Raw genomic sequence first — 25,341 nt, forward strand, 5'->3', positions numbered from 1 at the left:
AACTCTCTATGCAATGGTTTATTTTATATACCCCCAAAATATCCAGGATTTACGATTCTAATTTTTTGAACCACAGTATCATCTGTAACGTCTTCCATACTATTGATGTTCCCATAATTATCAAAACATAAGCTTAAAGCGGAACCATCTCTAAACTCATATGCACCAAATAAATAATCATCTTCACCTATCCCATGGGGATTTTCAACCTTCTTATAATTGCTATCACAATAATCAAGGGCATCCTTAGCACTATCTCCCACACTCACCTCAAAAGGGCCAGTTACTTTATTAGTAGATATGGTGATATAGCTAACCTTTCCACTATAATCATCAATGGTTAAGTTAACACCATTATAGTCCATGGTCGTATAATTCCCACCATCTTCTTGATTTTCAAAACTACCCTCAGCATAATCACTACCCATAATCCCTATAACTTCATCCTTTGTCATACCAATATCAATGACCTTTACCTCATAGCCCTCGGGTAATTCATCGATTTTGAATTCAGGTGCATACTCCCCATTATATACATCCTCTTGTATCTGAGACATGACATCAATATTCGTAATCCTATTAGCAGAATACACAGGATTATCAGAGAATTCAAAATAATACTGGGCATTATCACTTTTTTCTGTACTATTCGTATCCATTCCAAATCCAATACCCCCAATGCTTACTTTAGGATAGCGAATAATTGTCTCATTATCTCCATCATATAGATTGTCAGCAATATACAATCTAATGGCTACAATAATATCCTTAGTCAATCCTGCCTTTTCATGGTCTTCCTTGTAATTATACTGTCCACCATCACTCGTTCCAATATATAAATCATAATCTTCACATGAATACCTTATAAACTTGTTTTGGTCATCTTCTTCCAGTTTGAACTGTGGAAATGCTTTACATAGCTCATTAATATCCTTATTCATATAACCTAGTAAAAAATCAAGATTTCCACCGGCTAAATCAAAGTTGTTTGTTTCCTTAGATGTTTTTCGTGAATCGGCAGGTTCTTCTCTATTGTTCTCCTGTGACTTAGCCCCCTGGGAAGCTTTTTCAGCCTCAAGTTCGGCTCGTATCTCTTCCCTTAATTTTTCTTCTGTTTTTTGATTAGCTGTCTCCGATGAACACCCTGGTAGGCATAGGATCATCAGTGACGCACATACCATCACTAATAGCTTTTTCATATTTTCCTCCTTTTGTATCTCCTATCGAGCTTTAAAAATGCATATGGATAGGATTCTACATATCACTTCTAATTTTATATAAAATAACTTTTATCATTATAGCATTTATTTCAATTCTTTCCGCTAAATCTGACCTATTTGTTAGATTTAAATTTAATATTCTGCCATGGCGTAGTCTTTCATAATCAATTATGAATTTATTTTCATTGGCACATAGATTTATGTCTTATTATGGGATGATTTTGAAACTACTACCAATTTGTTAAAATGTTTTGAGTTTTGTTTGAAAAAAGGTATAATTATGTAGAAGGAGGTCGAAAAATGATAAAAAAAATACAAACAAGAATTATTGGTGCTATGGTTGCTTGTACTATATTAATAACAGGTATAGTTGCAACTGTGTCTTTAAGTATGGCTTCAAGAGCTGTTGAGACGGAAGCTGCTAATCATCTTCATACTTTGGCAAAACAAAGAGCCCAAGAATTAGATGGAAAGTTCCATACCATAGAAAAGGAAATTATGGGCTTACAGAACTCTGTAGGTGTATTGCTGCAAGATAGTAATTATGAAAATTTAGATGATGTAGAGATAAGGAAAAAGTTGAGAATAAACATTGCAAGGTTAGTAGAAAAGTATGCTCATACTATGGATGGAAATGTAAGTACATATATGGTATTCAAGCCGGAATTTGCGAATACCGATCTACAGGTTCCCTATTTTAAAGAAAACAATAAATATGTGGATATGGGGGAAGTTGCATCTTACGAGGATTTAACATCTGAATCCCATGACCTAGCATGGTTTTGGGATGCCATAGAAGCTAATGGTGGTGTTTGGAGCGAACCCTATCAAGATAAATATTTCAATGTAAAGCTAGTCACATTTTCATACCCTATTACTTTTAAAGATCAAATTATTGGGGTGGTTGGTACCGATATCCTATTTGATGATTTTGAAAAAATGATTAATGATATCAAGGTCTATGATACAGGATATGCATTTTTACTATGTGAGAAGTTTGAATTTTTAATTCATCCAACCTATACAATTGAGGACAATATAGATTCAGTTGCTAACGGAGCCCTAAAAGGGGTTAAAATAGATATGTCTGAAAACCCTGATGGAATAAGCTTCTATACTGTCAATAATACAGAAAAAATTATGGCCTTTTCTAAGCTTAGGAATGGATGGGTATTAGGTGTGGCACCCCCTAGAGGTGAAATATTTGATAAAATTTACGAACTACGAAATTACATATTATTAATAGCTTCAGTGGGACTTCTTGTAGCTATTTTTATTTCATTGATTGTTGGAAAAAGGATATCAAAGCCAATTGTATTCGCAACAAAATTTGCAAATACAATGTCTACAGGAAACTTATCCGAAGATATTCCTCAGAAATACTTAAACCAAAAAGATGAAATAGGAATACTGGCTAATTCATTGGATACATTAATGAAAGAATTTAGACAAATAGTTACAGGTATTGTAAAATCATCGGAAGAAGTATCTACTTCATCGGAAGAATTATATTCTATGAGTACACAGGTATCCCAGATATCTAACGAAGTGGCTGTTTCAACAGAAGAAATAGCAAAGGGAGCCACAGATCAAGCTCAAAATACAGAAATCGGGGCACTAAAAGTATATGAGATAGGAACTTTAATAGAAAATAACAAGGAATTAATGGATAATATCAATACAAAAACCAATGATGTATCTAAACTTATAGGTGAAGGACTAATAATTGTTGAAGATTTAACCAATAGAACCACTGAAACAGAAAATGCTGCTAGAGATATTTCAGAAATAATTAACCAAACAAACGAAAAAGCTAGTAATATTGGAGAAGCAAGTAATCTAATAACATCTATATCAGAGCAAACAAATCTTTTAGCCTTAAATGCAGCAATAGAAGCAGCTAGGGCAGGTGATGCTGGTAAGGGATTCGCTGTGGTTGCCGATGAGATAAGAAAGCTAGCAGAGCAATCAACACGATCATCGGAAAAAATAGATGCTATGGTTAAGGAATTAACACAAAGTTCTATTCTTGGAGTAAATACTGTTAACAAGGTTCTGGATATTGTAAAAAATCAGGTTGAAAGTGTGGAAGAAACAAAGGTAAAATATAATGAAATATCCGGTGCCATAGAGACATCAAAAGAAGCTATAAACAATTTAAATGATTCTGAATTAGAAATGAATAATAAAAAAGTAGAGGTTATGGATACAATACAAGGACTTTCTGCCATAGCTGAACAAAATGCAGCGGGAACACAGGAAGTATCTGCTGCTATAGAGGAGCAAGCTTCTTCTGTTAAAAATATAGAAGTTTCTAGTGAACAGCTTTCCAAATTAGCCGAAGAACTAATAGTATTAATCTCAAAGTTTAAAGTTAAGTGATAAAATGGTATGCAATTTGTTCAAGTGAAAGAAGAGCAAAAAACAATATATCTGTGATTTAATCAAAATAGAAACTCCTTTTTGGTAATAGTAATAATAAAACCAAAAGGAGTTTCTTACTGTTAAAGTAGTAAAAAGTCTTATGGAAAGTAATTAGGAGTAGATTCACCACTATCATATGATCACTTTATAGGCTTCCCACATTTAGGGCAAAATGAAAAATTATTATCAAGTGAAGCTCCACAATATGGACAATAATTTTTTTTAGTATTTAGACCTTCTTTATCTCCTTGTCTAACATTAGTTTTGGGATTTGTTTGAGCCCATCTATCAAGGGGGTCATCTTCTTCTGAGGAATCCACTATATCAAATTCAGAAAAACGATTCTTCCCTGTGGCGTTTTTATAATGATATGATGCTTGGATAATGCCCATGATTATAAAAACTATACCAAATAAAGGAAATATCTTGCCAATAATTCCAAATGGCGCATTTGCAGTCATGGTGAAAGCTACAATAGTCCAAAAAACACCAAAAACCACTGCGACTATGGAGCCCATAAAGGACATGCCAGAAGGCCCACGTCCAGGTTTAATACTTTTCATTTTATATTCCTCCATTTACTTATTTGATTTAGACCTATTTCTTTGTTTTGCTATTTGGGAAATTTTATCATATTCACTATCTACAAATGTAATACCACAATCCGGGCATTTTTTTTCATATATAGACACTTGCGCACCACATGCGGGACATGTTTCAAGTAAACCCACATTCTTCTCTTTTTCCTCATCAAACAAATGCTTCAAATTCTCTAGCTTTACACCATCTACTTCAATGACCCTAAGCTTATCTGGGGAAAACCAAATTATATTGCCATCTTTATCACATACTGCCACTATCCTTGTTTCTCCCTCTTCTTCATCGGGAAATAGATTCCCACCTATAAAGCTTGGCCTCGTTGCTTTATAGGTACCATAACCAGCTCCTAAAAAAATAAATTTCTTAAGGGTTTTTTTATGTCTTACTATAACAGCCATATATAATCCCTCCTAAAATATATTCAAAAATCTTAACCTATATCCTTCACAGTATTCTGTTCTAGAAATGGCTGATACATCATAAGCGCATGGTTTTCTGTAATGTATTCATCATCTACAATATTATTATTAAAATCAAGAACATTCCTATATATCACATTATGTCTGACATATCCCCCCCAATATTCATGGGTAATCTTATGTTCTTTTTCATATACCTGATATGTAAATAGGGGTTTCTCCATTGCTCTCCATTCTCCAACTAAATAGTCATCCCTTAGGTATACCTGTAATTGATAGGGTTTATTTGTACCATTAAATATCTGCAAATCCCTATAATTATACACACATGTGGCTCCACTACCAAAGGGCTGAGTTCTTTTTGAATCGGGAAATACATCGTAGCTATGCCTATATCTCTCCGTTACCATTAAGGGTGTATGTAAGGTCATCCAATATATCATATTTGATAATTGACATAATCCCCCTCCAACACCGGACTTAAACCCACCATAAAAGAGTATCATTCCATCTACATATCCTTTTATTCTATTAGGTTTACCTATTAACTTCCAATATGAAAATGTTTCTCCTGGATTTATTATTATCCCATTTAACTTCTTAGTAGCTATTTTCAAATTAGTAACCTTGTTGTGCTGCATCCACATGTCTACATTTTTTAATTTTCTAAATAATGGAGTTTTATGGGTAAATACCATCTCTGGTAACAGAGTTTTTGAATATACCCTAGAATATTTTTTACTACTAAAATACCACTCAAAATATCTTTTATAGGTATAATATAGTTTTCCCAGTGCTATCCTCATCCTAGATCTTTTAATTGGCTTCATATTTTCCACCATTTTTTCACGCCTCGCTTTTCATACGATCCTATTCCATGGTTCCCCCTTGGTTTTTTATATAATAATTATTCTTTGATTATATTCTTTTGTTTTAAAATGTTATAAATTCTTTGATCATCTCTTTTATCAATGACATTGCTGCCCTCTATATCATTAAAGGTTATTTGTATACCATCTTCTAAATCCACCATAGTTGCTCCTACAGGATAAAATGAAGACAATACCGATTGCATATAGAACCCTTCATATACCAATTCCTTATTCACATATACAATGAATTTATCCATTAACCCGGTATTAAACAATTTAGATCCACCTATATACATCTTAGTATCATCATTATTGTTTTTTGCTTTTAATTTATCAAAAAAATCTTTGTCGAATATAATCTCATGTGTATTCCAATCATAGGTTTGTATATCAGCATCTGTGAATAAAGGTTTTTCGCTTATTGAATAATTTTCTACATTAGTTCCATATACTTTACCAAGGTACACTTCAAAACCTATATCCTTTGAAGACTTGGTGCAACCCTGCAATAATGTTATACAAAGTATCATAACTAGTATGCATATATTTTTTGCTATCTTCAATTTAATTCCACACCCTTACTTATTTTTTAGTTCTTGCTCCTAATAGTCCCAAATATCTTACCTAATATAAGAATATACCATCAATCCTATTTCATTCAAAATTATAACATTTTTTATCTAAAATATAAAGAAAAGGCTTTTATATAGTATTATTTCATCACTATATGACCCTCAAATTCATAGTCATTATATTAACCTTTAAAATATAATATTCTTTGGTTATATACAAAGACACTATTACTTCTTCTCCTCCATTAACTTATGGGGCTTCATTTGCAAATCCTTTATTGCTCATTTTCTCTGTTATAAAATTTGATGTAAATAAGCTGCACAATCAGTATTTATTAAAATAAATATCCTACACTTACTATGTAGTACATATTATACATCAAAACCTATAAATCAATAATTTCTTCCTTTGTTTCATATTTATTTCCTTCAAGATACTTAAATAAAAGTTTATTATCATCTAAAAATTTCACATTACTAACTACACTTGATGAATTTGCAGTTGATGAATAATTTCTTGAAACCTCCTTGTAGTACACTGACTTATCAAAAGCGTCTGATATGATTAACTTTCCGTCTTTCATGTATATAACCTTCCCATATTCATAAAGCAAATAGTTAAAGTAAATCTTAGATATTTTCTCAGAAATAGGCTCAAACAAAATAGCATATCTACTTGGATTTCCAGTACTTATAGATACTTCAATGATTTGATTTTCATGCAATTTAATATATGGTTGTTTTGGATAGCTAAGTTTTTCTACAATATCATTATCACTACCATATAACACAACCTCATATTCTGATTCACTAACTTTATGTACATCATAATATTTCCTTGAATCTACCACTTCTTTCTTACATCCAGCATAAAGAAACATTATTACTATAATGATTATAATAAAAGTGAAAATCTTCTTATTCATCTTTCCCCCAACATGTTATTTATTCCTAAAATATATTGCTGCCAAAATTGCTATTGGAATAAAATATATGCACCATATAAGCAAGGCAATTATACCTATTAACGCTGAACTGTCCCCACTATTTTGAAATAGATTAAGTATAGGCATAGCAATACTAGAAATTAAAAATATCCCATGTACCATCAGTAATGTCTTTAGCCATTTATCAATCTTACTTCTTGAATTTATTGAAATACCAACCAAAAAAGTAGATAATGCCATCATTCCATATCCAAATAAATTTAAATTAAAAAATAGACTTCCTATTGACTGATATGATAATACCTGTATCACATTCTCTGTTGCTGTTTTATTGGCAACAGTAGTAAGTTGAGTAAAATATACTATATTAATTAATACTCCATATATACATCCAAAAACAACCCCGCCTAGTGCTACTGATTTTCTATCTTCTATAGTTTCAGTATAGAATGCGCAAGTTAATAGTATATACCCCCAAGAAAGTATCATACAAACTAAGTATCCTAAAGATGGATTTCCTACAATCATTGATATCCCAAAAAGTAGTGTTGTGATACTAACTATAACTGCCGAGTAAAACCCTAATTTACTATTCATATGTTTCATCACCTCTTTCAAAATAGTACACTGGAATCTTCTTGTTCTATTGTTCTAAGATGAGGGGCCCTCTAGAGTCAAAGTCGTTATTCAGCTTTGTAGCCATTTACCTAGATTCTTGTTTAGTATTATAATTTACTAATTTTATGCACTCTACTTTATCTTTACACCAACTACCAATTATACTCACTATGTTCGCCTTAGACATCAAAAGCGAAGTTAGTAAAACGCCATACATAAAAACATGGGTATAGTTAATTATAGCCATATGGCAAAATTGCTGTATTCAAAAGTACCACTTCCATGATGCAATTTGTCATCCATTTTCAGTTCAGTAAATGCTTTCTTCATATCTTGAAGTATAGAGGGCTTAATATTTAAATCATGGTGAGCGGGAAACACCCTTTTTACAGGCAAACTTGCAACTCTCTCCATGGATGATAAATATGCTTCGGGATCGGTTGATGGGAAATACGCAAATAATGTTCCTTTGTAAACCAAATCGCCAGTGAAAAGATATTCCCGATCCTTTTCATAAAAGCACATATGACCAGGTGAATGACCGGGGGTGTGTAGGACTTGTATAGTACGTCCTCCAATATTAATAACATCATTATCCTTTAAAACTCCTGTAGCCGTACCTTGAAACAACCTGTAATCATCGATATTAAAACTTTCTGGTAGCTCACAGTCCTCAACAACAAAGGCCTTTATTTGTTCCAAGGTTAATGGAAACTCGCCTTCAAGCCAATTCACCTCATCTTCATGTACATAAAAATTGGGAAAATACTCATGTCCTCCAATATGATCCCAATGTACGTGAGTAGCAACAGCTATTATAGGTTTATCTGTTAATTTAACGACTTCATTATAAATATTCATAATACCAAGACCTGTATCAATTAGTAAACTAGAAGTTGTCCCATTTATAAGATACGCATGGGATTCCTCCCAGTGTTTATACTCGCTAATGATATGAGTATCTTTGTCAATTTTTTCAATAGTAAACCAATCGCTCATAAATTTTCCCCTTCTCTATTGTTTTATATTAATAGTTTTTCCTCCTTATTTCCTTTAAGCATACAATAATTAGACGATTATCATTAGCATCTTATTTCATTTTCAGTATATTTATTGAAACTATGTTCATAATATGGTAATATAAGCTCAATAAGGAGTGACTAATTATGTTAAAACCCTTTACACCTAATTATTTACCTATTTCATTATCTGAAGATAATATTATATATTTATACAAACTAACAATTGATGCTAGAGTCAAAATAGAAAGATTTAATTCTCTTCTAGAAAGATCTATCATTAGTGACGAAGCTTTGGTTTTCTTCTCTTTACATGAGTCTATAGAATCCACTAGAATTGAAGGAACTCAAACAACATTTAGTCAAATTATGGAATCTGATATTACTGGTGAAAGCAATAATGATATTCAAGAAGTTAAAAATTATCTTGATGCTCTTGAATATGGTAAACAAAAACTTAAATTGATTCCAATTTCAACAAGAATGTTTTTTGAATTACACTCTATTATTCTTAAAGATTCTAGAGGTCAAAACCGTTCTCCTGGTGAATATAGAAAAATTCAAAATTTTATTGGTCCTACTTCAAACATAAAGGATGCTACATATATTCCTCCGGAACCTAACTTAATAAGTGATTATATGTCAAACCTTGAGAAATATATTAATGATGATTATGAAGATAACTTAGACTATTTAATTCGTGCTGGTATTATCCATGCTCAATTTGAATCTATTCATCCATTTCTTGATGGCAATGGAAGACTGGGTAGAATCCTCATAATGTTATATCTTCTTGATAAAAAAGTAATTTCAAAACCATCATTTTTCCTTAGTGAAGAGCTAGAAAAAAATAAATATAAATACTATGGTCTATTAAATAATCTAAGGACTACTACACCAAAGTGGAAAGACTGGCTTGAATTTTTCCTAATTTCTTCTGCTAAACAGGCTAATAAAAATATTGAGAAACTAACAAAAATTGAATCACTATCTAATAATTTATTAAATTATGCAAAGGAACATGGCATTAGAAAAGACTTAATTGATTTCATATTTAGAAAGCCTTTTTTTACCGTTAATGACGTGCAAACTAATTTAAATATTAGCTATAATACTGCTAATTCACATATACAAAAACTACTTGCATCAAATAAAATATTTCCTGATGATAGAAAACGTAATAGAATATTTAGATTTTACGAGATCCTCGATATACTTGAAAGCTAGTTTAATAATGTCGACTAACGCTGCCACAGTTCGTAAATACTCACATAAGGGTTTCGCTAACTGGCACGTTAGTCCTAGTTTTCAGTTGGATTTATATATTTTTATGATTTATATATTTTTATTGTTTCTTGCTTGATAGAAGGTCGAATATATGCCCATATGCCTTCAGATAGTTTGATTCTAAATCATAATAATCCCCTTTTGACCAGTTCCCGACTCCACTTCTACTCCTTTCTATAATTATTACATTATCTTCAATATGAGAATCTTCGAATAAATCTGGGTTTTTGAATGGATTTATAATAAAAACATCCCAATTATTCATTACTAATTCATCTAGCATCTTCTTATCAAACATCCCATTGGAAATATCACTATTAATGAATAGGGCATCGTATTTTTCAACATCCAAATTATGAATTTCATTTAAGGAAATATTATCTATAAATATACTATCATCTGTTTTGAAGTTAAATGTGCCTGCAACTGCAATATTCAAATGCTTATCTGATTTAAAAATAAAATCATTGGTATTATATTTTATTAGCTCCTCAAGTTTTTCGTCTTGCCATTCAATGACCATGTTATCATATCCGTCGGACTGTGTTTTGATTATTGAGAATAGTTGCTGCACTTCGCTGAATATCAATTTTTTATTTTCAGGCAATTCAAATCTAAGTTCATTTGATCCGTTGTCAAATTCAAACGAGTTAATATTTATATCCTTAACATAGGAAATTATAATATCTATATCTTCAACAAATGATTTTACTCGTAACAGTCTATATTGATAGTCGATGTCTTTCATAAAAGAATTTTTAACTGTATCAGTTTTATTACATAAAGCATGATTTCTCACCTTATAAATACCATATTTCTTTTCTAAATAAACAATACCTATCATTTGCTTATCTTCTACTACTACTAATTCCCCATTTAGCCATTCAGCAGTATCATGTATCACGAACGTAGTCTTACTATGATAGGAAATATCTTCAAAGTATTTGCTAATTGTATACTCTAACTGATTTGGTAACAATGCTTTCCAAAAATAAGCACCTACTAAAAAAATCAATATAAGTACAATAGATATTTGAATTAGTTTATTCTTCATATTAATCATCTCCAAAAATTTAAATTAGTCACTTAAATGCTACAGCTTAAAAATACTTATAACTAAGAATTGCGTCTACGGTTTCGGCTTGACGACGTGCCCAAACTGAACCACCATACCCCTTCTCCATGACGGTGATTGTACCCAATGAAGGAATGTCCGTAGCAAACAGAAATATATTATTATACGATGTCCTACCAACTTCTAGTCATTAAGATAATGTATATATAAGATGTGGTGTATGGTTTATAAGAATATCAACTATATTTTACCATTTTGAATAGGATATAGTAAGAAGAATATATAAAAAATATCAAACAAATTTCAGTATCAAAATCAATAAAACTTATAAAATCCATATATACATTATGCAGACTAAATTATATATCTTTAGAAAATAGGGATTTGGAATATGGAAAATTAGATTTAAGAATAGGACATATCAAAGAAGAAAAAATGCTAGACATAAATAGAAAACTTCTTAAACAATTAGATGAGGAAATTGCATAACTCTTACTTGGCAGAATTGCATAATACATATGGTATAGCTTTGAAGAATTTTAGACTACATATGGTAGATAGTTTTTGTAGAAGGTAATTATGCAATTTGCTCAGATATAAATTTTATCTTTAAATTCCATTATTCATATTGTAAAATATTTTAAGCCGTGTTATAATTTCCTTGAAGAAAACTAAATATTAACTAGGGGAGCCTGTATGAATAGGCTGAGAAAGAGATGTTATCTCTGACCCTCATAACCTGACGTGGTTAATCCCACCGTAGGGAAGTGTGTTATAGTAAGTATTTTACAATATATTTATTTATCGTATACTTATCACAAATTCTCTAGAATTTGTGATTTTTTATTACTTACTATTCTATTTCTAAGAGTGTTATGAGGGAAGCAGATAATCTGCTTCCCTTTTTATTTAATTCAAGTTAATGTTTAACTCTAACATTTAAGCTCTCTGTTCTCAACCGTTTCATAAATATCTTTAGTTCAACATTAACTTTAACTATTGGATTTTGATTCCATCATTAAGGAGAGGAGGATTCATTATGCTAGTTAATGGAAAGTATATGGACTTTGAAAATATTTCAATTCTTCAGCTACTAAATAAATTAAAGCTTGATATGAATAAGGTAGTTGTAGAAGTCAATTTTGACATAATTTCAAAGGAAAGCTACTGTGATTTTGCTTTAAATAAAGAAGACAAAATTGAGATTATTAGCTTAGTAGGTGGTGGTTAGATTGAAAATCTTCTTAAACGAAAAAAGTGTTGACGTGGATAAATGCACTACAGCTTTTGGGATAAAAAGGAGCTTTAAACCTAACGCTGATATAGTGATTCTCAATGGTTTTATCATAGGTGAAGATATTGTTGTTAAAGAAAATGATAGAGTAACGCTTATTAGAAGAGGTGAAATCCCATCTAAAAGTGAGCTTGAGAGTCTTATGATTTCACGCCATACCCCGGGAGTTCATGAAAAGATAAAAAAGGCTAGAGTTGGAGTTGCAGGTCTTGGAGGATTAGGGTCAAATGCTTCTATTTCATTGGCAAGGATTGGTATAGGCTATCTAAAGCTAGTGGATTTTGATGTGGTTGAGCCTAGCAATTTAAATAGACAACAGTACTTCATAAAGCATTTAGGAATGAATAAAACTGAGGCTATGAAGGAATTAATCTCCCAGATAAATCCCTTTGTAAAAATAGAGACTGAAAATGCTTATATAAATAAAAACAATGTGGAAGGTCTTTTTAATGATGTGGATATTATAGTTGAAGCCTTTGACAATGCTAAATCTAAGGCTGAACTTATTAACGCAGTACTCAAGAAGATGCCTGAAAAGAAAGTGGTAGCAGCTTCAGGAATGGCAGGATATTTTTCAAGTAATACAATAATCACAAAAAAAATAAGGGAAAATTTCTATCTAGTGGGTGATGATGTTTCTGAGGCAAAAACTGGTTGTGGTCTCATGGCTCCTAGAGTTTCAATTGCTGCTAATCATCAGGCAAATATGGTTTTAAGAATAATAATGGGTGAAAAGGATGTGTAGCGGAATGGATAAGTTAATTATTGGTGGAGTAGAGCTTAACAGTAGACTCTTAATAGGTACTGGAAAATTCCCTAACAAAAAAATTATTCCAGATGTAATCAAAGGCTCTGGAGCTAATGTAATTACTATGGCACTTAGAAGAGTAGACCTCAGCTCTAAGGAGGAAAATATCCTAGAGTACATCCCAAGGGATTGTATATTACTTCCTAATACTTCAGGAGCTAGAAATGCCAATGAAGCCATTAGAATAGCAAGACTTGCAAGGGCAATGGGCTGTGGAGATTGGGTTAAGATTGAGGTTATCTCAGATAATAAATACCTTCTACCCGATAACTATGAAACTATAAAGGCAACTGAAACCCTAGCTAAGGAAGGATTTATTGTACTTCCATATATGAGCCCTGACCTAATGGCCGCAAAAAGCTTAGTCAGTGCAGGAGCAGCCGCAGTTATGCCTTTAGGCGCTCCAATAGGTACCAATAAGGGGCTTCAAACAAAGGAATTAATTAGAATATTGATAGAAGAAATAAAGCTTCCTATTATTGTTGATGCAGGAATCGGTAAGCCTTCCCATGCTGCAGAGGCTATGGAAATGGGAGCAGCCGCGGTTTTAGTCAATACTGCAATTGCCACTGCTGGTGATCCCATAAGGATGGGGGAAGCCTTTAATCTAAGTATTAAAGCCGGAAGGATGGCTTATCTTTCAAAGCTTGGGCCAGAAAGAAGCTATGCTGAGGCATCTTCTCCATTGACCGGATTCTTGAATATATAGGGGTGGTATAGAATGTCTTTTTATGATGAGTACCTTAAATTTAAAAATCTTGATTTTATGAGCTTCTTTGAAAAAACAACTAAATCAGATGTGATGAGGGCAATTAATAAAGATCATTTAGATAAATATGATTTTTTAACACTCTTATCCCCTGCAGCTCAAGATGTACTTGAAGAAATGGCACAAAAATCCCATAGGCTTACAATACAAAACTTCGGCAAAACAATGAAGTTATTTACCCCCATGTATATTGCTAACCATTGTGTAAATAAATGCTCCTACTGTGGATTTAATGTTGCTAATGATATAGTTAGAAAACAACTGACCTTAAATGAAATTGAGGATCAATGCAAGTTCATTTCTTCAACGGGTTTAAGACATATTTTAATCCTGACCGGTGAATCAAAACAGAAGACTCCTGTTTCATATATTACTGATGCCATAAAAATTATAAAGAAATATTTTGATTCCATTGCCATAGAAATTTATCCATTAACTGAAGATGAATATAAAGAGGTTATAGCAGCCGGGGCCGATTCCCTTACAGTATATCAAGAGGTATATAACGAAGAAATATATGACAAGGTTCATATTTCTGGTCCTAAGAAAAATTATAGGTTTAGGCTAGATGCACCGGAAAGAGGCTGCATGGCAAAGATGCGTGGTGTAAATATTGGTTCACTTTTGGGACTAGATGATTGGAGGAAGGAAGCATTTTTTACTGGGCTTCACGGGGAGTACCTTCAAAACAAGTATTGCGATACTGAGATTAGCATATCTCCACCAAGGATAAGACCCCATGTTGGAAGTTTTAGTGACATCTATCCAGTAAATGATATAGATTTGGTTCAGATAATGCTTGCCATAAGACTTTTTCTTCCTAGAGCTGGTATAACCATATCTACAAGGGAAGATCAGAATTTTAGAGATAACCTTATTCCCCTAGGAGTTACAAAAATGTCGGCGGGAGTATCTACAGAGGTTGGAGGACATTCTTCTGAGACAAAAAGCGACAGTCAGTTTGAAATCTCCGACAAACGAAGTGTAGAAGAAATACGAAAACTATTATTAACTAAACGATATCAACCAGTATTTAAGGACTGGATGCATATATAATCCATTATGTAAAAATTTTTAAATCATAATTATTATAGAGAGGATGATTAAGTATGAATTATACAACTCAAATGGATGCTGCAAAGAAAGGTATTATAACTAAGGAAATGGAGACAGTAGCTAAAAAAGAAGGATTAGATATAGAATTATTACGTAAAAGGGTTTCCGAAGGAAAGATCGTTATTCCAGCAAATAAAAATCATAAATCCTTAAATCCAGAAGGTGTAGGCGAAGGACTTAGAACAAAAATAAATGTAAACCTTGGTATCTCTAAGGATTGTTGCGATATAGAAAAAGAACTTGAAAAGGTAAGGGGAGCCCTTAAATTTAATGTAGAAGCAATAATGGATTTAAGCTCCTATGGAAAAACAGAAGAATTTAGAACAAGACTTGTTGATATGTCCCCAGCAATGATAGGTACAGTACCTATTTATGATGCCGTAGGATTCTATGATAAAGAGCTTAAGGATATTACAGCTGAGGAGTTTTTAGCAGTAGCAAGAAAGCATGCAGAAAATGGTGTAGACTTTATGACAATCCATGCAGGAATCAATAGAGAAACTGCACAGATTTTCAAAAGAAATAAAAGACTCAACCATATAGTTTCAAGGGGAGGTTCTCTTCTTTACGCATGGATGGAATTGAATAATAAGGAAAATCCATTCTTTGAGTATTATGATCAACTCCTTGATATATGCGAAGAATATGATGTAACCCTTAGCCTCGGAGATGCTTGTCGTCCTGGTAGCATAAATGATTCAACCGATGCAAGTCAAATCCAAGAATTGATTGTTCTTGGTGAGCTAACTAAAAGGGCATGGGAAAGAAATGTTCAGGTTATAATTGAAGGGCCAGGTCATATGGCTATAAATGAAATAACTGCTAATATGGTTATTGAAAAGAAGCTATGTCATGGGGCTCCCTTCTATGTATTGGGCCCTATCGTTACAGATGTAGCTCCGGGTTATGATCATATCACAAGTGCTATCGGTGGAGCCATTGCGGCGGCTAATGGTGCTGATTTCTTATGCTACGTTACCCCGGCAGAGCATTTGAGATTACCTGACCTGGATGACATGAAGGAAGGTATCATTGCTACTAAAATTGCTGCCCATGCCGCTGACATAGCAAAAAACATACCCGGTGCAAAGCAATGGGATTATGAAATGAGTAAAGCAAGACAAGAGCTTGACTGGGAAAAAATGTTTAGTCTTGCTATTGACCCTGAGAAAGCTATTAGATACAGAAAAGAATCTATGCCTGCCCATGAAGATAGCTGTACAATGTGCGGAAAAATGTGTTCGATGAGAAACATGAATAAGGTAATGGAGGGAAAAAATATCAACATTTTGAGAGAGGACGATTAATGTGCTTTATCTCATAACCAATAGAAAAATAATAGGATCTGGTAATTTGTATAGCATAGTTTTAGAGGCACTTAGGGGTGGAACCAAGGCAGTCATACTTCGTGAAAAGGACTTATCCTATGAGGAGCTTCTTCCAATAGCATTTAAACTAAGGAATATAACTAATTCCTTCGGTGCAGAGTTAATTGTTAATGGAAGCTTAAGGGTTTCTGAAATTTCTAATGCCCATTACTTTCATATAGGCATGGAGACTTTTGAAAAACAAAGACCAGATTTAAAGGGAGTATTATTTGGATTATCGGTTCATAGTGTTGAAGAAGCCATTAAAGCACAGCAATATGGAGCTAAGTATATTTTAGCTAGTCATATATTTAAAACTAAATGTAAAAAGGGTCTTGACCCTAAGGGCATTAAATTAATAAAGGATATTAAAACACGGATAAACATACCTGTAATAGCCCTTGGTGGAATTAATGATAGAAATATTCAAGAAGTGATTGAAGCTGGTGCTGACGGAATAGCCGTAATGTCCTATATAATGTCATCCCAGGACCCTTACGCATCTTCTAAAAGACTCACAGATAAGATTAAAGCCATTTGTTAGATTTCAGCCATAAGGTATAGAGCAGCATTTGGGGTCTATTCTATGACCCCAACTTTTTCATATAACTTTTTAACTAACACATATGAACCAACCCTCTATTTTTCTACTACCCCATCCTTATTATTTCCTTGGACTTCATTGATCCTATTGAATATTATATTGTATCCATCGGCTCCATATAAAAGACATCTGTTTACTCTACTGATTGTTGCCGTACTGGCTCCAGTTATTTCCTCTATTTCATGATAGGTTTTATTATCTCTTAAAAGCTTTGCAACTTGTAATCTTTGAGAAATAGCCTGCAATTCCTTTATAGTACAAATATCTTCAAAAAATCTGTAGCATTCTTCTTTATTTTCCAGCTGTAAAATTGCTTCAAAAAGTTCATCTAAAAATTCCGTAGCTAGTTTTGAGTTATATGTCATTTTATTCACCCCTAAAAATTTGTAAAATCAAATATAGAGAATCCCAAGTATCTTAATTTATACATATGGAAATATCCAATGTTCGATATATATATATTATACCAAAATTTTCTCAATTAATAATTTTTGCACTAAAAGAAATAATATATTTAGGCAGGTTCAAAAATAAACTGGTCATCTTACTCGTCCTTTTAATTTTTTTCCCCCACACTCAATCACTTACATATAGTGAATATGTGCGTGACTGAGTACCTAGAAAATAATAAAAATTGCTTCGAAAACTGACTTGCTTTATTTTTTTCATATGCCTTATGTGAAAAATCTTAAAGGTTAAGAGGTGAATATAATGGACAAACATAAAAAAGCAAAGGAAGATGCAGCAAATTTTAGTGCTGAGGAAGCCATGAATCTAATAGATAAGAGCTATAATTCCAATGACTATAATATTATTCCAAAACAAGAAAATGCTTATCTGATGCCTTGGACAATGAAAGGCGGCATAGATATGATAGATTCATCGAAATTTTATGATGATAAAGATATTGAATAAAGGATTAATACCCTCAAAATTAAAGGCCTTTTTAGGCAGCCCGCCATCCTGTTGACAAACCCGAATTTCTTCGTTGTTGCTTCAACCAAGAACCCTTACGTATGTCTGTATACGCTACGGCCTCTTGGTTTCAGCACGCCTCGAACTTCGAATTTCTCAACAGCCTGCCATCTTGTTGACTTTGTCAACAATCTGAGACCTCAAAATGAGAGGTCTTTTTTACTTTTAAATCAAATTCATTCTCTAAAAGGCTAATTAAAGTATTTATAGCTTCTTTTTAATGGGCTTTATCACCTATAGCTGTTTTATCTTGTAACGGTAAAGAAAAAAATTAGTTCTATTATATTATGGTAAAATTTTCATATTTCTATTATAATATAAGTTAATATCTATTACGGCTAACTATATAGATTCCCAAAAGTTAAGCTTAATTTATACATCTCAAAATATCCGATGATTCTAGGGAGTTTTGATGTGTATAAATTAATTGTTTAACTGGAATATCTATACTTTTTATTAGCCTATAAGGGAGGTATCTATGGAAATAAAAGATAAAATGGATAGTCTGTTAAATAATCAAAAAAAAATTATCAAAGACTATGAGGAACTTATCAAAGAACTAAATATTGATAATTCCATCAATGAAAATCTCAAACTTAAAAAAGAAATTGAAGGTCACAAGAAAAAACTGAGGGAAATACAGTCCCATTCTAAAAAAATATCCCAAGAAAATATGAGCTTAAAGGCCGCTTTAACTGATCAAATATTAAATGAAAAAATTAGTATCTTAAATGCCTCTAGAAAAAAAATGGAGCTATATTTTGATAAGAAAACAAATTCAAATCTAAACAAACTACAATCCATAGAGACACAAGCCATTACTAAACTCAATAATATATCTAAAATAATTGACTCCCAGTTAGATAATGATGAAGAAGATATTCTTGCTAATATAAACGAAATTAAGTTGAAAATAAATAATAGAATTCAAGATAAAAAAAATAGACTGAAAGATGAAAAAAATAGTATTATTGATGAACTAAAAAGAGAATATGAGGAACTTAAGAATGAAGGAATCAGTGAAGAAATTATTGAGAAAAAAAGAAAGCATAATGATATAGAAGTAAAGATTGGACTAAACTGGATAAATAAAGCTGGGATAATTCTTCTCTTATTAGCCGTTGGTACAGCAATGAAATATACATATTCAACATGGTTCAATAGTTATATGAAGGGTATATCTGGTTTTATTTTTGGGGCACTTCTTCTAATAGGTGGAGAATTGTTAAACCGAAAGGGTAAAAATACCTTTGCCCTTGGTTTATGCGGTGGAGGTACGGGGGTTTTATATCTTTCAGTTTTTAGCAGCTACTTTATTCTTAAAATATTAAATATGCCTGTTAGTATTTTGATATCGGTTCTCATCACAACCGTATCCTTAGTATTGTCCCAAAGATATGTTTCAATGACCATATGTGGCATTTCCCTTGTTGGGGGTTATCTACCATTTTTTAGCTACGTTCTATTTGAAAACATATTGGGAAATCAGGTCTATATAGCCATGGGATATTTGCTTCTATTAAATCTATTGGTTCTTGCATTATCCTTAAATAAACGGTGGATATACATAAATTATTTGAGCTTTATATTAAATATTCCTTGTCTTGTATATTTATCCTTTGAATCCCCAAGTCAAATAATAAGCATAGGATATGCAATTTTAACATTTGTTATGTATTTAGGGATTACACTTCTTTATCCAATCAGAGAAAAAATCAAACTTAAAATTATTGACGTAATATTGTTAGGACTTAATACCGTAACTAATTGTCTACTTGTCTATGGACTCTTTGATATATCCGGATACCATTCGTATAAAGGTTTCCTTGCATTAATCTATGCCCTCACATATTTGGTGTTTGGGCAAATTATAAGAAAAAATGCCTCACAAGAAAAAAGGACTCTGGCTTTATTCTATATAACTTCCATGACCTTTGCAATACTTATGATACCCTTCCAATTTGGTATTGAATGGTCATCCCTTGGCTGGTTAATAGAAGCAATCTTAATTATAACCTTCGCCTCAAGAGCTAATGAAACCAAAATGGAAATAGCTGGATGGTTTGTTTTTACTTTATGCTTTATTAGCTTTATGATACTAGACTTCTTTCCTTGGATGGAGGTTGAATATTTTGATTTAAGATATACTTTAATGAGCCTAGGTGTCGTTTATGTTCTTGCCTTATATATACGCGAACTCAATCAAAGCGAATTATTCAAATATAGTAATAAAGGAAAATTTCTAACTTACTACAAATACTTCGCTACTATAAATAGTTGGATTTATCTTTTAAGAATAACCTATAGACTTTATGATGGATATATAAATCTGTATAGTTATTATTATACCTTTTATATATTAGTTTCAATGGCCCTAGTAACAATCCTATTCTCTTATGGAATATCTAAGGTAAAACTCATCAAGGATAAGATAATTACTGGTATATCTATTGCCTTATATATTATTGCCGATTTACTATGTATATTCTTAAACATCTTTGCCTATAATCCCATGGAAAACAACGCACAAAAAATTACAGCAATAATAATTCTTATCACTTATAATATTTTTGTTTTCTTTAGTGTGAAGGACCTAATCATAAGACTACTACGAAATAAAGGATTTAGTTTAGATTTTTATCCACTATCCATGGCAATTTATTTCCTAGGAGTTGTTACCTCTTTTCTCATATATCAATTTGATCTGAATAATATCAATCTAATAATAAGTTTATTTTTTATAGCAATGTCATTAATCTATATAATCTATGGTTTCAAGCAAAGATTTATGATGCTAAGAAGATTTGGCCTTGGACTTTCAATATTTGCTACTGGAAAGCTATTTATATTTGATTTATCCTATTTAGATACTACGGGTAGGATTATTGCATACTTCTGTTTCGGCATAATATTAGTAGGAATTTCATTTATATATCAAAAACTCAGAAGTTCTTTAGATAAACAACCTTCACCATAAAGAGTAAAAATACTTGATTCTAATTTATTGGTTAGGGGGTCACACCATGAAAAGAATATTATTCTTAGTCGTTTCTATACTTATGTTATCATCTCTTTCTATAAGTTTTGCAGATGAAAACATAGATAATTGGAGATATCATAAAGAAATCAAACATGAAGATAAGAATTTATATAAATCCTTGTTTTTAGATGAGGAAATCTATAGATACTCGAAAAACAATTTATCGGACATTAGAATTGTGAATGAACAAAATCAGTATCTTCCCTATTATATTTATAATGAATATATTAATAATTCAATAGAATCTCTTATTGAACATACTTCTGAACAAGTCCATTCCCATATGGATACTAAGTATAATAAAAAGTACATAGATTTTAAAGTTATCCCAAATGATGAAAATATTGATATATTGGGAAGTAAGATAATCTTAGATATTAATAAAAATAATTTTTTAAAAAAAGTAGAAATTTATGGTGGCTATGACAATATCAAATGGGACTTTATAAAGGAAGATACTGTGTATAGAATAAATGATCTTGAAAAACTTGATATACAGCTCAATAACATTTTTAAATACACATATTATAGAATTATTTTTCTTGATGATATGGAAAACACTATCATTGACAATTTAAAGCTTATCTATAACCATAAAGAAATTACATATAGGGAATATACAGATGAAAAGAATGCCCATTATGAAATAAAAGTAGATTCTAAAGAAAATAACACTATAATATATTTAAACAATGAAAATAGTCTAAAGCTAAGGGATATATCAATTATAAGTAAGGATGCTTTCAAAAGGAAATACTCTATTTTCTATAGGAATAATAATCAAGAAGAATTTAAACAATTTAGTTCTGGGGAAATTTATCAAATAGATTTAAAAAACTTTAAAGCTACAAAAACAAATATAAACCTAGGAGTATATGAAAATTATCAACCCTATCCTACATCTATAAAAATAGTTATCTACAATAACGATGATGTCCCCATAAATATCGATAATATCAAAACCCGTTATTTAGTGGATAAGATAGTTTTTAAAGGTGATGGGACTAATAGTTATAAAATTTTATTCGGCAATATAGATGCACATAGACCTTACTATGATATAGAAGCCTATAAAGACCATATTGAAAACGAAGACCAGGAGCTTTGTACCCTTCTAAACATAGTAAAACGGGATATTCATGAAAAAAAGACTGATAAGGAAATAAACTACAATCTCATACTCAATATAACCATTGTCGTTATTTCAATTTTATTAGTCTTAATTATTATCAAAAAAATCAAATTTTAAAGACCTCTGATACGGGGGTCTTGATTTTTGCCTAGTTCCTAGATTTTTAATATATCCCTACCGGAAACCCTATTATCTATTTTAATAAAAAATCCAATGCACACTATTGCTATCAAAAGCCCTACTGCTTCTATAAAAAATACTATATCTTTATTAATATATTGATATATGCTACCCCCTATTAGCGGTCCAATTATACCTCCTAAGCCAACAATCAAATGATATAAGCCATATGACCTGCCCCTATTGCTATCTCCAGTTATTTCACTCACTAATGCCCTTTGTGCTGGAACACTCATCATACCTGAAGCAGTTATTAATGTATATAGAATGATAAAGGAATAATAATCTCTTGTAAAGGGTATTGAAAATGTAAATACTGCTTCCAATATCAATCCACCAATCATCAGCTTTTTCCTACCAAAGTTATCGGCCAATTTCCCAAGCTTTGAAGGAAGATACATAGATAATATGCCTCCGGGTATAAACATAAAGCTAATTAAGCTTAAATCCTTAGTAATATGATCCTTTAAATATATTACAAATATAGGCGTAGTTATTCCATTAGCCAAGGCCAAAATACCTATTATTATGAGATACTTAATAAATGTTTTATTGATCAAGACCTTAGCTTTTGTTTCTTTTCTTCCCTCTGTTAGGGTTTCTTTTATATCCTTTGAAGAAAAATAAAGGGCTAGTATGGAGGCAATAAAATATATGGCAAATATTAATTTAAAGGGATTATTGTCACTATGACAAAATAATATTGTGAATCCAATGAAGCTACCTATAAATCCTCCCCTATTGCCTTGTTGAGATATCATACCAAAATTAGTACTTCTATCATTGATATTACTAACATCCGAAACCATTGCATCTAAGCTTATATACATAAATGAAGCTGCTATACTTTGAAATATTCTGGCTATAAATAGAAATACGTAGGTCTCCCCCACTAGAAATAATAATCTAGTGAAGGCATATGTAGCCATACCGATTATGACCCCATTCTTTCTTCCCCTTTTATCTATCCATCTACCAACTAAGGGTCTCATGAAAATGCTAAACAAAGAAAAAACAGAAAAAAGCATACCTATCTCAACTGCATTAGAACCTAGTTTTAATGCATATATAGGTAGTACTAAACCTAAAAAAAAGTTGGGAAGAGATACTAGGTATAAGGGCTTTTTTAACCCTTTTAATCTATCCATAAATTACACCTCCAGCTTTTATAGGTTTAGTATAATATACGAATAGTTATTTTACATCTCACTAAAGTAATGGTTTTGGTCACTATTACTTCTTATATTAAAATCGTCCAGTTTTAAATATAGAAAATATCAACCATAAATACATAACTACAGCAGCAATTAATCCAAGCTTTAAAATCGACAAATTAAATAGATATGCTTCTGTTCCAACACTGGCAGCCATTCCAAAACCTATAATGAGTCCTGCTATAATAATACTTAAGGATAATAAAGCGATACTAAAAGAAACCTTATTGGTTATTTTATCAAACCGTTTTAAAATTTTATTAGTGCTTTCAAGCTCAAAATGCAAAGTATAATCTTCATCCTCGATTTTTTTAAAAAAATTGAGAATAAAATTGGGGAAATCCTTTAAAAGACTACTATAATCCAATATCCCCTCTTGTATATCCTTCTTGATTGTTTTTGGCGAAAATATGTTGAACATAAGTTTCTTAGCAATGGGCTCAGCAACTTCTAATATATTTAACTCTGGGTCAAGTCTTTCAACAACACCTTCCGTAGTCCCTAAAGTTTTTACTAACATGGTAAACTCATTAGGCATTTTTATGTTATATTTAAATGCCAAGTCAAAAATTTTATTAAAAATCTCAGTTAGCTTTATTTCATTTAACGGCAATTCAATATACTCATCCCTTAGACTGTCTATTTCATATTGCAGCTTTTTTATTTCTGAGCGTTTAGTCATTACATTTAACTCCGTTATAGCTTCAACTATAAGCTTACTATTTCTAAAAGCGACTCCTAATAATATCTTTAAAAACTGCTTCCTTCTCTCCCCCTTTAATTTCCCAATCATTCCAAAATCCAAGAATGCAACTTTGTTATCAGGTAAAACCATAATATTTCCTGGATGGGGGTCCCCATGATAGATTCCATCCCGTAATATCTGCTCAAGTATTGATTTTGAAATGGTTCTTGCAATACCCTTAGTATCTATATTTTCTTTTTTTAATAATTCAGCTTTACTTAAGCTAATCCCATCTATATATTCTAGGGTTAATATACATCTGGTTGTATAATCCCAGTAAACCGACGGAATAATAATTTGTCTATCCTTTGATAAATTTGCTTTAAAGGTCTCTGTATTTTCTCCCTCTACTCTAAAATCTAATTCATTCTTTAATATATTCTCAAATTCCTTTACCATAGTAGTAAAATTATATAATTTGCCATACTTTGTATGTGTATCAATAAACCCGGCCAAATCCTTTAGTATTCTCATATCCTCTTCTATCTTTATTTCTATCCTCGGTCTTTGTATCTTTACCACGGCTTGTTTGCCATCCCTTAGTTTTGCTAAATGTACTTGACCTATGGAAGCCGCTGCCAAAGGCTTTTCATCAAAATTAATGAAGATATCTTCTAACTTTTCCCCTAGTTCATACTCAACACATGCTTTAGCTTCTTCAAAGGAAAAGGGTAAAGCATTATCATGAAGTTTTTCTAATTCATTTATAATATCTTCAGATAATATATCTGGTCTGATACTCACTATTTGACCCAATTTTATAAAGGTTGGCCCAAGTTCCTCTAATGCCAATCTGAGCCGCTGGCCAATTGATTGTTGTATATCTTTCTCTTCTTTATTCATTATTTTCTTTTTTATATCTAGGTACTTTAAAATTCCCAGTTGATCTAACAATGTCCCGAAGCCATGTTTTATAAAAACTCTAGCTATTTCTTTATATCTCTTTATATGTTTATATCGATTGATTTTTATCAATTCTTATCACAACCTATTAATAAATAATATCCAATAATTCTCATATATGTCCTAAGAGCATTATAGTAC

General features: G+C 31.6%; 23 protein-coding genes and 1 riboswitch. Of the genes, 11 read left to right on the top strand and 12 right to left on the bottom strand.

The window, feature by feature from the left end:
* Positions 1 to 23: 23 nt before the first annotated feature.
* Complete coding sequence (locus tag N4A68_08640) at positions 24 to 1,199, bottom strand: hypothetical protein (GenBank protein MCT4564369.1); 1,176 nt, start codon at positions 1,197 to 1,199, stop codon at positions 24 to 26.
* 321 nt (positions 1,200 to 1,520) lie between these two features.
* Between N4A68_08640 and N4A68_08645 the strand changes: the two genes are divergently transcribed.
* The gene (locus N4A68_08645; protein ID MCT4564370.1) at positions 1,521 to 3,602 is read left to right on the top strand and encodes a methyl-accepting chemotaxis protein; all 2,082 of its coding nucleotides are present in this window, start codon (positions 1,521 to 1,523) and stop codon (positions 3,600 to 3,602) included.
* Positions 3,603 to 3,784: 182 nt separating this feature from the next.
* Here the strand turns inward: N4A68_08645 and N4A68_08650 are convergent, their stop codons facing one another.
* The 7 genes from N4A68_08650 to N4A68_08680 form a co-directional block, all read right to left on the bottom strand.
* Positions 3,785 to 4,207: a zinc ribbon domain-containing protein gene (locus N4A68_08650; GenBank protein ID MCT4564371.1), complete on the bottom strand. Its 423-nt coding sequence runs from the start codon at positions 4,205 to 4,207 to the stop codon at positions 3,785 to 3,787.
* 15 nt (positions 4,208 to 4,222) lie between these two features.
* Positions 4,223 to 4,642 (bottom strand): zinc ribbon domain-containing protein, encoded by a 420-nt coding sequence (locus N4A68_08655; GenBank protein ID MCT4564372.1) that lies wholly within the window; start codon positions 4,640 to 4,642, stop codon positions 4,223 to 4,225.
* A 32-nt stretch (positions 4,643 to 4,674) separates the two neighbouring features.
* On the bottom strand, positions 4,675 to 5,493 hold the full coding sequence (locus N4A68_08660; GenBank protein MCT4564373.1) for a VanW family protein: 819 nt from the start codon (positions 5,491 to 5,493) through the stop codon (positions 4,675 to 4,677).
* 77 nt (positions 5,494 to 5,570) lie between these two features.
* Positions 5,571 to 6,098, bottom strand: a complete 528-nt coding sequence (locus N4A68_08665) for a hypothetical protein (GenBank protein ID MCT4564374.1) — start codon at positions 6,096 to 6,098, stop codon at positions 5,571 to 5,573.
* 395 nt (positions 6,099 to 6,493) lie between these two features.
* Complete coding sequence (locus N4A68_08670) at positions 6,494 to 7,033, bottom strand: hypothetical protein (protein MCT4564375.1); 540 nt, start codon at positions 7,031 to 7,033, stop codon at positions 6,494 to 6,496.
* Positions 7,034 to 7,048: 15 nt separating this feature from the next.
* Entirely contained in the window at positions 7,049 to 7,651 is a 603-nt protein-coding gene (locus N4A68_08675; GenBank protein MCT4564376.1) for a hypothetical protein, read from the bottom strand.
* A 258-nt stretch (positions 7,652 to 7,909) separates the two neighbouring features.
* On the bottom strand, positions 7,910 to 8,671 hold the full coding sequence (locus N4A68_08680; GenBank protein ID MCT4564377.1) for an MBL fold metallo-hydrolase: 762 nt from the start codon (positions 8,669 to 8,671) through the stop codon (positions 7,910 to 7,912).
* 167 nt (positions 8,672 to 8,838) lie between these two features.
* Between N4A68_08680 and N4A68_08685 the strand changes: the two genes are divergently transcribed.
* Positions 8,839 to 9,918, top strand: coding sequence for a Fic family protein (locus tag N4A68_08685; protein ID MCT4564378.1), 1,080 nt, complete (start codon positions 8,839 to 8,841; stop codon positions 9,916 to 9,918).
* Positions 9,919 to 10,036: 118 nt separating this feature from the next.
* Here N4A68_08685 and N4A68_08690 read toward each other — a convergent pair whose 3' ends face one another.
* Positions 10,037 to 11,032 carry a hypothetical protein gene (locus tag N4A68_08690; GenBank protein MCT4564379.1) on the bottom strand — a complete coding sequence of 332 codons (996 nt, stop codon included), beginning with the start codon at positions 11,030 to 11,032 and terminating at the stop codon, positions 10,037 to 10,039.
* Between the two features lie 695 nt (positions 11,033 to 11,727).
* Positions 11,728 to 11,836: riboswitch (TPP riboswitch) on the top strand.
* A 256-nt stretch (positions 11,837 to 12,092) separates the two neighbouring features.
* On the opposite strand from N4A68_08690, the gene thiS reads away from it, so the two are divergent.
* The 6 genes from thiS to N4A68_08720 are packed head-to-tail and all read left to right on the top strand — an operon-like array spanning position 12,093 to position 16,951.
* Complete coding sequence (gene thiS / locus N4A68_08695; protein ID MCT4564380.1) at positions 12,093 to 12,284, top strand: sulfur carrier protein ThiS; 192 nt, start codon at positions 12,093 to 12,095, stop codon at positions 12,282 to 12,284.
* Between the two features lies 1 nt (position 12,285).
* Positions 12,286 to 13,092 carry a sulfur carrier protein ThiS adenylyltransferase ThiF gene (thiF, locus tag N4A68_08700; protein ID MCT4564381.1) on the top strand — a complete coding sequence of 269 codons (807 nt, stop codon included), beginning with the start codon at positions 12,286 to 12,288 and terminating at the stop codon, positions 13,090 to 13,092.
* Positions 13,093 to 13,096: 4 nt separating this feature from the next.
* Positions 13,097 to 13,864: a thiazole synthase gene (locus N4A68_08705; protein MCT4564382.1), complete on the top strand. Its 768-nt coding sequence runs from the start codon at positions 13,097 to 13,099 to the stop codon at positions 13,862 to 13,864.
* 12 nt (positions 13,865 to 13,876) lie between these two features.
* Positions 13,877 to 14,980 (top strand): 2-iminoacetate synthase ThiH, encoded by a 1,104-nt coding sequence (gene thiH, locus N4A68_08710; GenBank protein ID MCT4564383.1) that lies wholly within the window; start codon positions 13,877 to 13,879, stop codon positions 14,978 to 14,980.
* A 53-nt stretch (positions 14,981 to 15,033) separates the two neighbouring features.
* The gene (gene thiC, locus N4A68_08715; protein ID MCT4564384.1) at positions 15,034 to 16,347 is read left to right on the top strand and encodes a phosphomethylpyrimidine synthase ThiC; all 1,314 of its coding nucleotides are present in this window, start codon (positions 15,034 to 15,036) and stop codon (positions 16,345 to 16,347) included.
* A gap of 1 nt (position 16,348) precedes the next feature.
* Positions 16,349 to 16,951, top strand: coding sequence for a thiamine phosphate synthase (locus N4A68_08720; GenBank protein MCT4564385.1), 603 nt, complete (start codon positions 16,349 to 16,351; stop codon positions 16,949 to 16,951).
* A gap of 95 nt (positions 16,952 to 17,046) precedes the next feature.
* Here the strand turns inward: N4A68_08720 and N4A68_08725 are convergent, their stop codons facing one another.
* On the bottom strand, positions 17,047 to 17,376 hold the full coding sequence (locus tag N4A68_08725; GenBank protein ID MCT4564386.1) for a YerC/YecD family TrpR-related protein: 330 nt from the start codon (positions 17,374 to 17,376) through the stop codon (positions 17,047 to 17,049).
* Positions 17,377 to 17,722: 346 nt separating this feature from the next.
* Between N4A68_08725 and N4A68_08730 the strand changes: the two genes are divergently transcribed.
* From N4A68_08730 to N4A68_08740, 3 genes are all read left to right on the top strand, one after another.
* The gene (locus tag N4A68_08730) at positions 17,723 to 17,926 is read left to right on the top strand and encodes a hypothetical protein (protein MCT4564387.1); all 204 of its coding nucleotides are present in this window, start codon (positions 17,723 to 17,725) and stop codon (positions 17,924 to 17,926) included.
* A 538-nt stretch (positions 17,927 to 18,464) separates the two neighbouring features.
* Positions 18,465 to 20,963 carry a DUF2339 domain-containing protein gene (locus tag N4A68_08735; GenBank protein ID MCT4564388.1) on the top strand — a complete coding sequence of 833 codons (2,499 nt, stop codon included), beginning with the start codon at positions 18,465 to 18,467 and terminating at the stop codon, positions 20,961 to 20,963.
* Between the two features lie 46 nt (positions 20,964 to 21,009).
* Positions 21,010 to 22,275 (top strand): hypothetical protein, encoded by a 1,266-nt coding sequence (locus tag N4A68_08740; protein MCT4564389.1) that lies wholly within the window; start codon positions 21,010 to 21,012, stop codon positions 22,273 to 22,275.
* A gap of 38 nt (positions 22,276 to 22,313) precedes the next feature.
* Here N4A68_08740 and N4A68_08745 read toward each other — a convergent pair whose 3' ends face one another.
* Together N4A68_08745 and N4A68_08750 are read right to left on the bottom strand one after the other, a co-directional pair.
* Entirely contained in the window at positions 22,314 to 23,486 is a 1,173-nt protein-coding gene (locus tag N4A68_08745) for an MFS transporter (GenBank protein MCT4564390.1), read from the bottom strand.
* A gap of 97 nt (positions 23,487 to 23,583) precedes the next feature.
* Positions 23,584 to 25,272: an AarF/UbiB family protein gene (locus N4A68_08750; GenBank protein ID MCT4564391.1), complete on the bottom strand. Its 1,689-nt coding sequence runs from the start codon at positions 25,270 to 25,272 to the stop codon at positions 23,584 to 23,586.
* Positions 25,273 to 25,341 lie beyond the last annotated feature (69 nt).

The sequence above is a fragment of the Maledivibacter sp. genome (genome assembly GCA_025210375.1).
In the GTDB taxonomy this organism is placed as follows: domain Bacteria; phylum Bacillota; class Clostridia; order Peptostreptococcales; family Caminicellaceae; genus JAOASB01.

Excerpts from the sequence above, each read along its gene's own strand:
- thiC (MCT4564384.1), top strand. The coding sequence starts at position 15,034 with ATGAATTATACAACTCAAATGGATGCTGCAAAGAAAGGTATTATAACT.
- N4A68_08650 (MCT4564371.1), bottom strand. The coding sequence starts at position 4,207 with ATGAAAAGTATTAAACCTGGACGTGGGCCTTCTGGCATGTCCTTTATG.
- N4A68_08740 (MCT4564389.1), top strand. The coding sequence starts at position 21,010 with ATGAAAAGAATATTATTCTTAGTCGTTTCTATACTTATGTTATCATCT.
- N4A68_08705 (MCT4564382.1), top strand. The coding sequence starts at position 13,097 with ATGGATAAGTTAATTATTGGTGGAGTAGAGCTTAACAGTAGACTCTTA.
- thiH (MCT4564383.1), top strand. The coding sequence starts at position 13,877 with ATGTCTTTTTATGATGAGTACCTTAAATTTAAAAATCTTGATTTTATG.
- N4A68_08655 (MCT4564372.1), bottom strand. The coding sequence starts at position 4,642 with ATGGCTGTTATAGTAAGACATAAAAAAACCCTTAAGAAATTTATTTTT.
- N4A68_08690 (MCT4564379.1), bottom strand. The coding sequence starts at position 11,032 with ATGAAGAATAAACTAATTCAAATATCTATTGTACTTATATTGATTTTT.
- thiS (MCT4564380.1), top strand. The coding sequence starts at position 12,093 with ATGCTAGTTAATGGAAAGTATATGGACTTTGAAAATATTTCAATTCTT.
- N4A68_08675 (MCT4564376.1), bottom strand. The coding sequence starts at position 7,651 with ATGAATAGTAAATTAGGGTTTTACTCGGCAGTTATAGTTAGTATCACA.
- N4A68_08685 (MCT4564378.1), top strand. The coding sequence starts at position 8,839 with ATGTTAAAACCCTTTACACCTAATTATTTACCTATTTCATTATCTGAA.
- N4A68_08640 (MCT4564369.1), bottom strand. The coding sequence starts at position 1,199 with ATGAAAAAGCTATTAGTGATGGTATGTGCGTCACTGATGATCCTATGC.
- N4A68_08645 (MCT4564370.1), top strand. The coding sequence starts at position 1,521 with ATGATAAAAAAAATACAAACAAGAATTATTGGTGCTATGGTTGCTTGT.
- N4A68_08680 (MCT4564377.1), bottom strand. The coding sequence starts at position 8,671 with ATGAGCGATTGGTTTACTATTGAAAAAATTGACAAAGATACTCATATC.
- N4A68_08725 (MCT4564386.1), bottom strand. The coding sequence starts at position 17,376 with ATGACATATAACTCAAAACTAGCTACGGAATTTTTAGATGAACTTTTT.
- N4A68_08735 (MCT4564388.1), top strand. The coding sequence starts at position 18,465 with ATGGAAATAAAAGATAAAATGGATAGTCTGTTAAATAATCAAAAAAAA.
- N4A68_08730 (MCT4564387.1), top strand. The coding sequence starts at position 17,723 with ATGGACAAACATAAAAAAGCAAAGGAAGATGCAGCAAATTTTAGTGCT.
- N4A68_08745 (MCT4564390.1), bottom strand. The coding sequence starts at position 23,486 with ATGGATAGATTAAAAGGGTTAAAAAAGCCCTTATACCTAGTATCTCTT.
- N4A68_08660 (MCT4564373.1), bottom strand. The coding sequence starts at position 5,493 with ATGAAGCCAATTAAAAGATCTAGGATGAGGATAGCACTGGGAAAACTA.
- N4A68_08670 (MCT4564375.1), bottom strand. The coding sequence starts at position 7,033 with ATGAATAAGAAGATTTTCACTTTTATTATAATCATTATAGTAATAATG.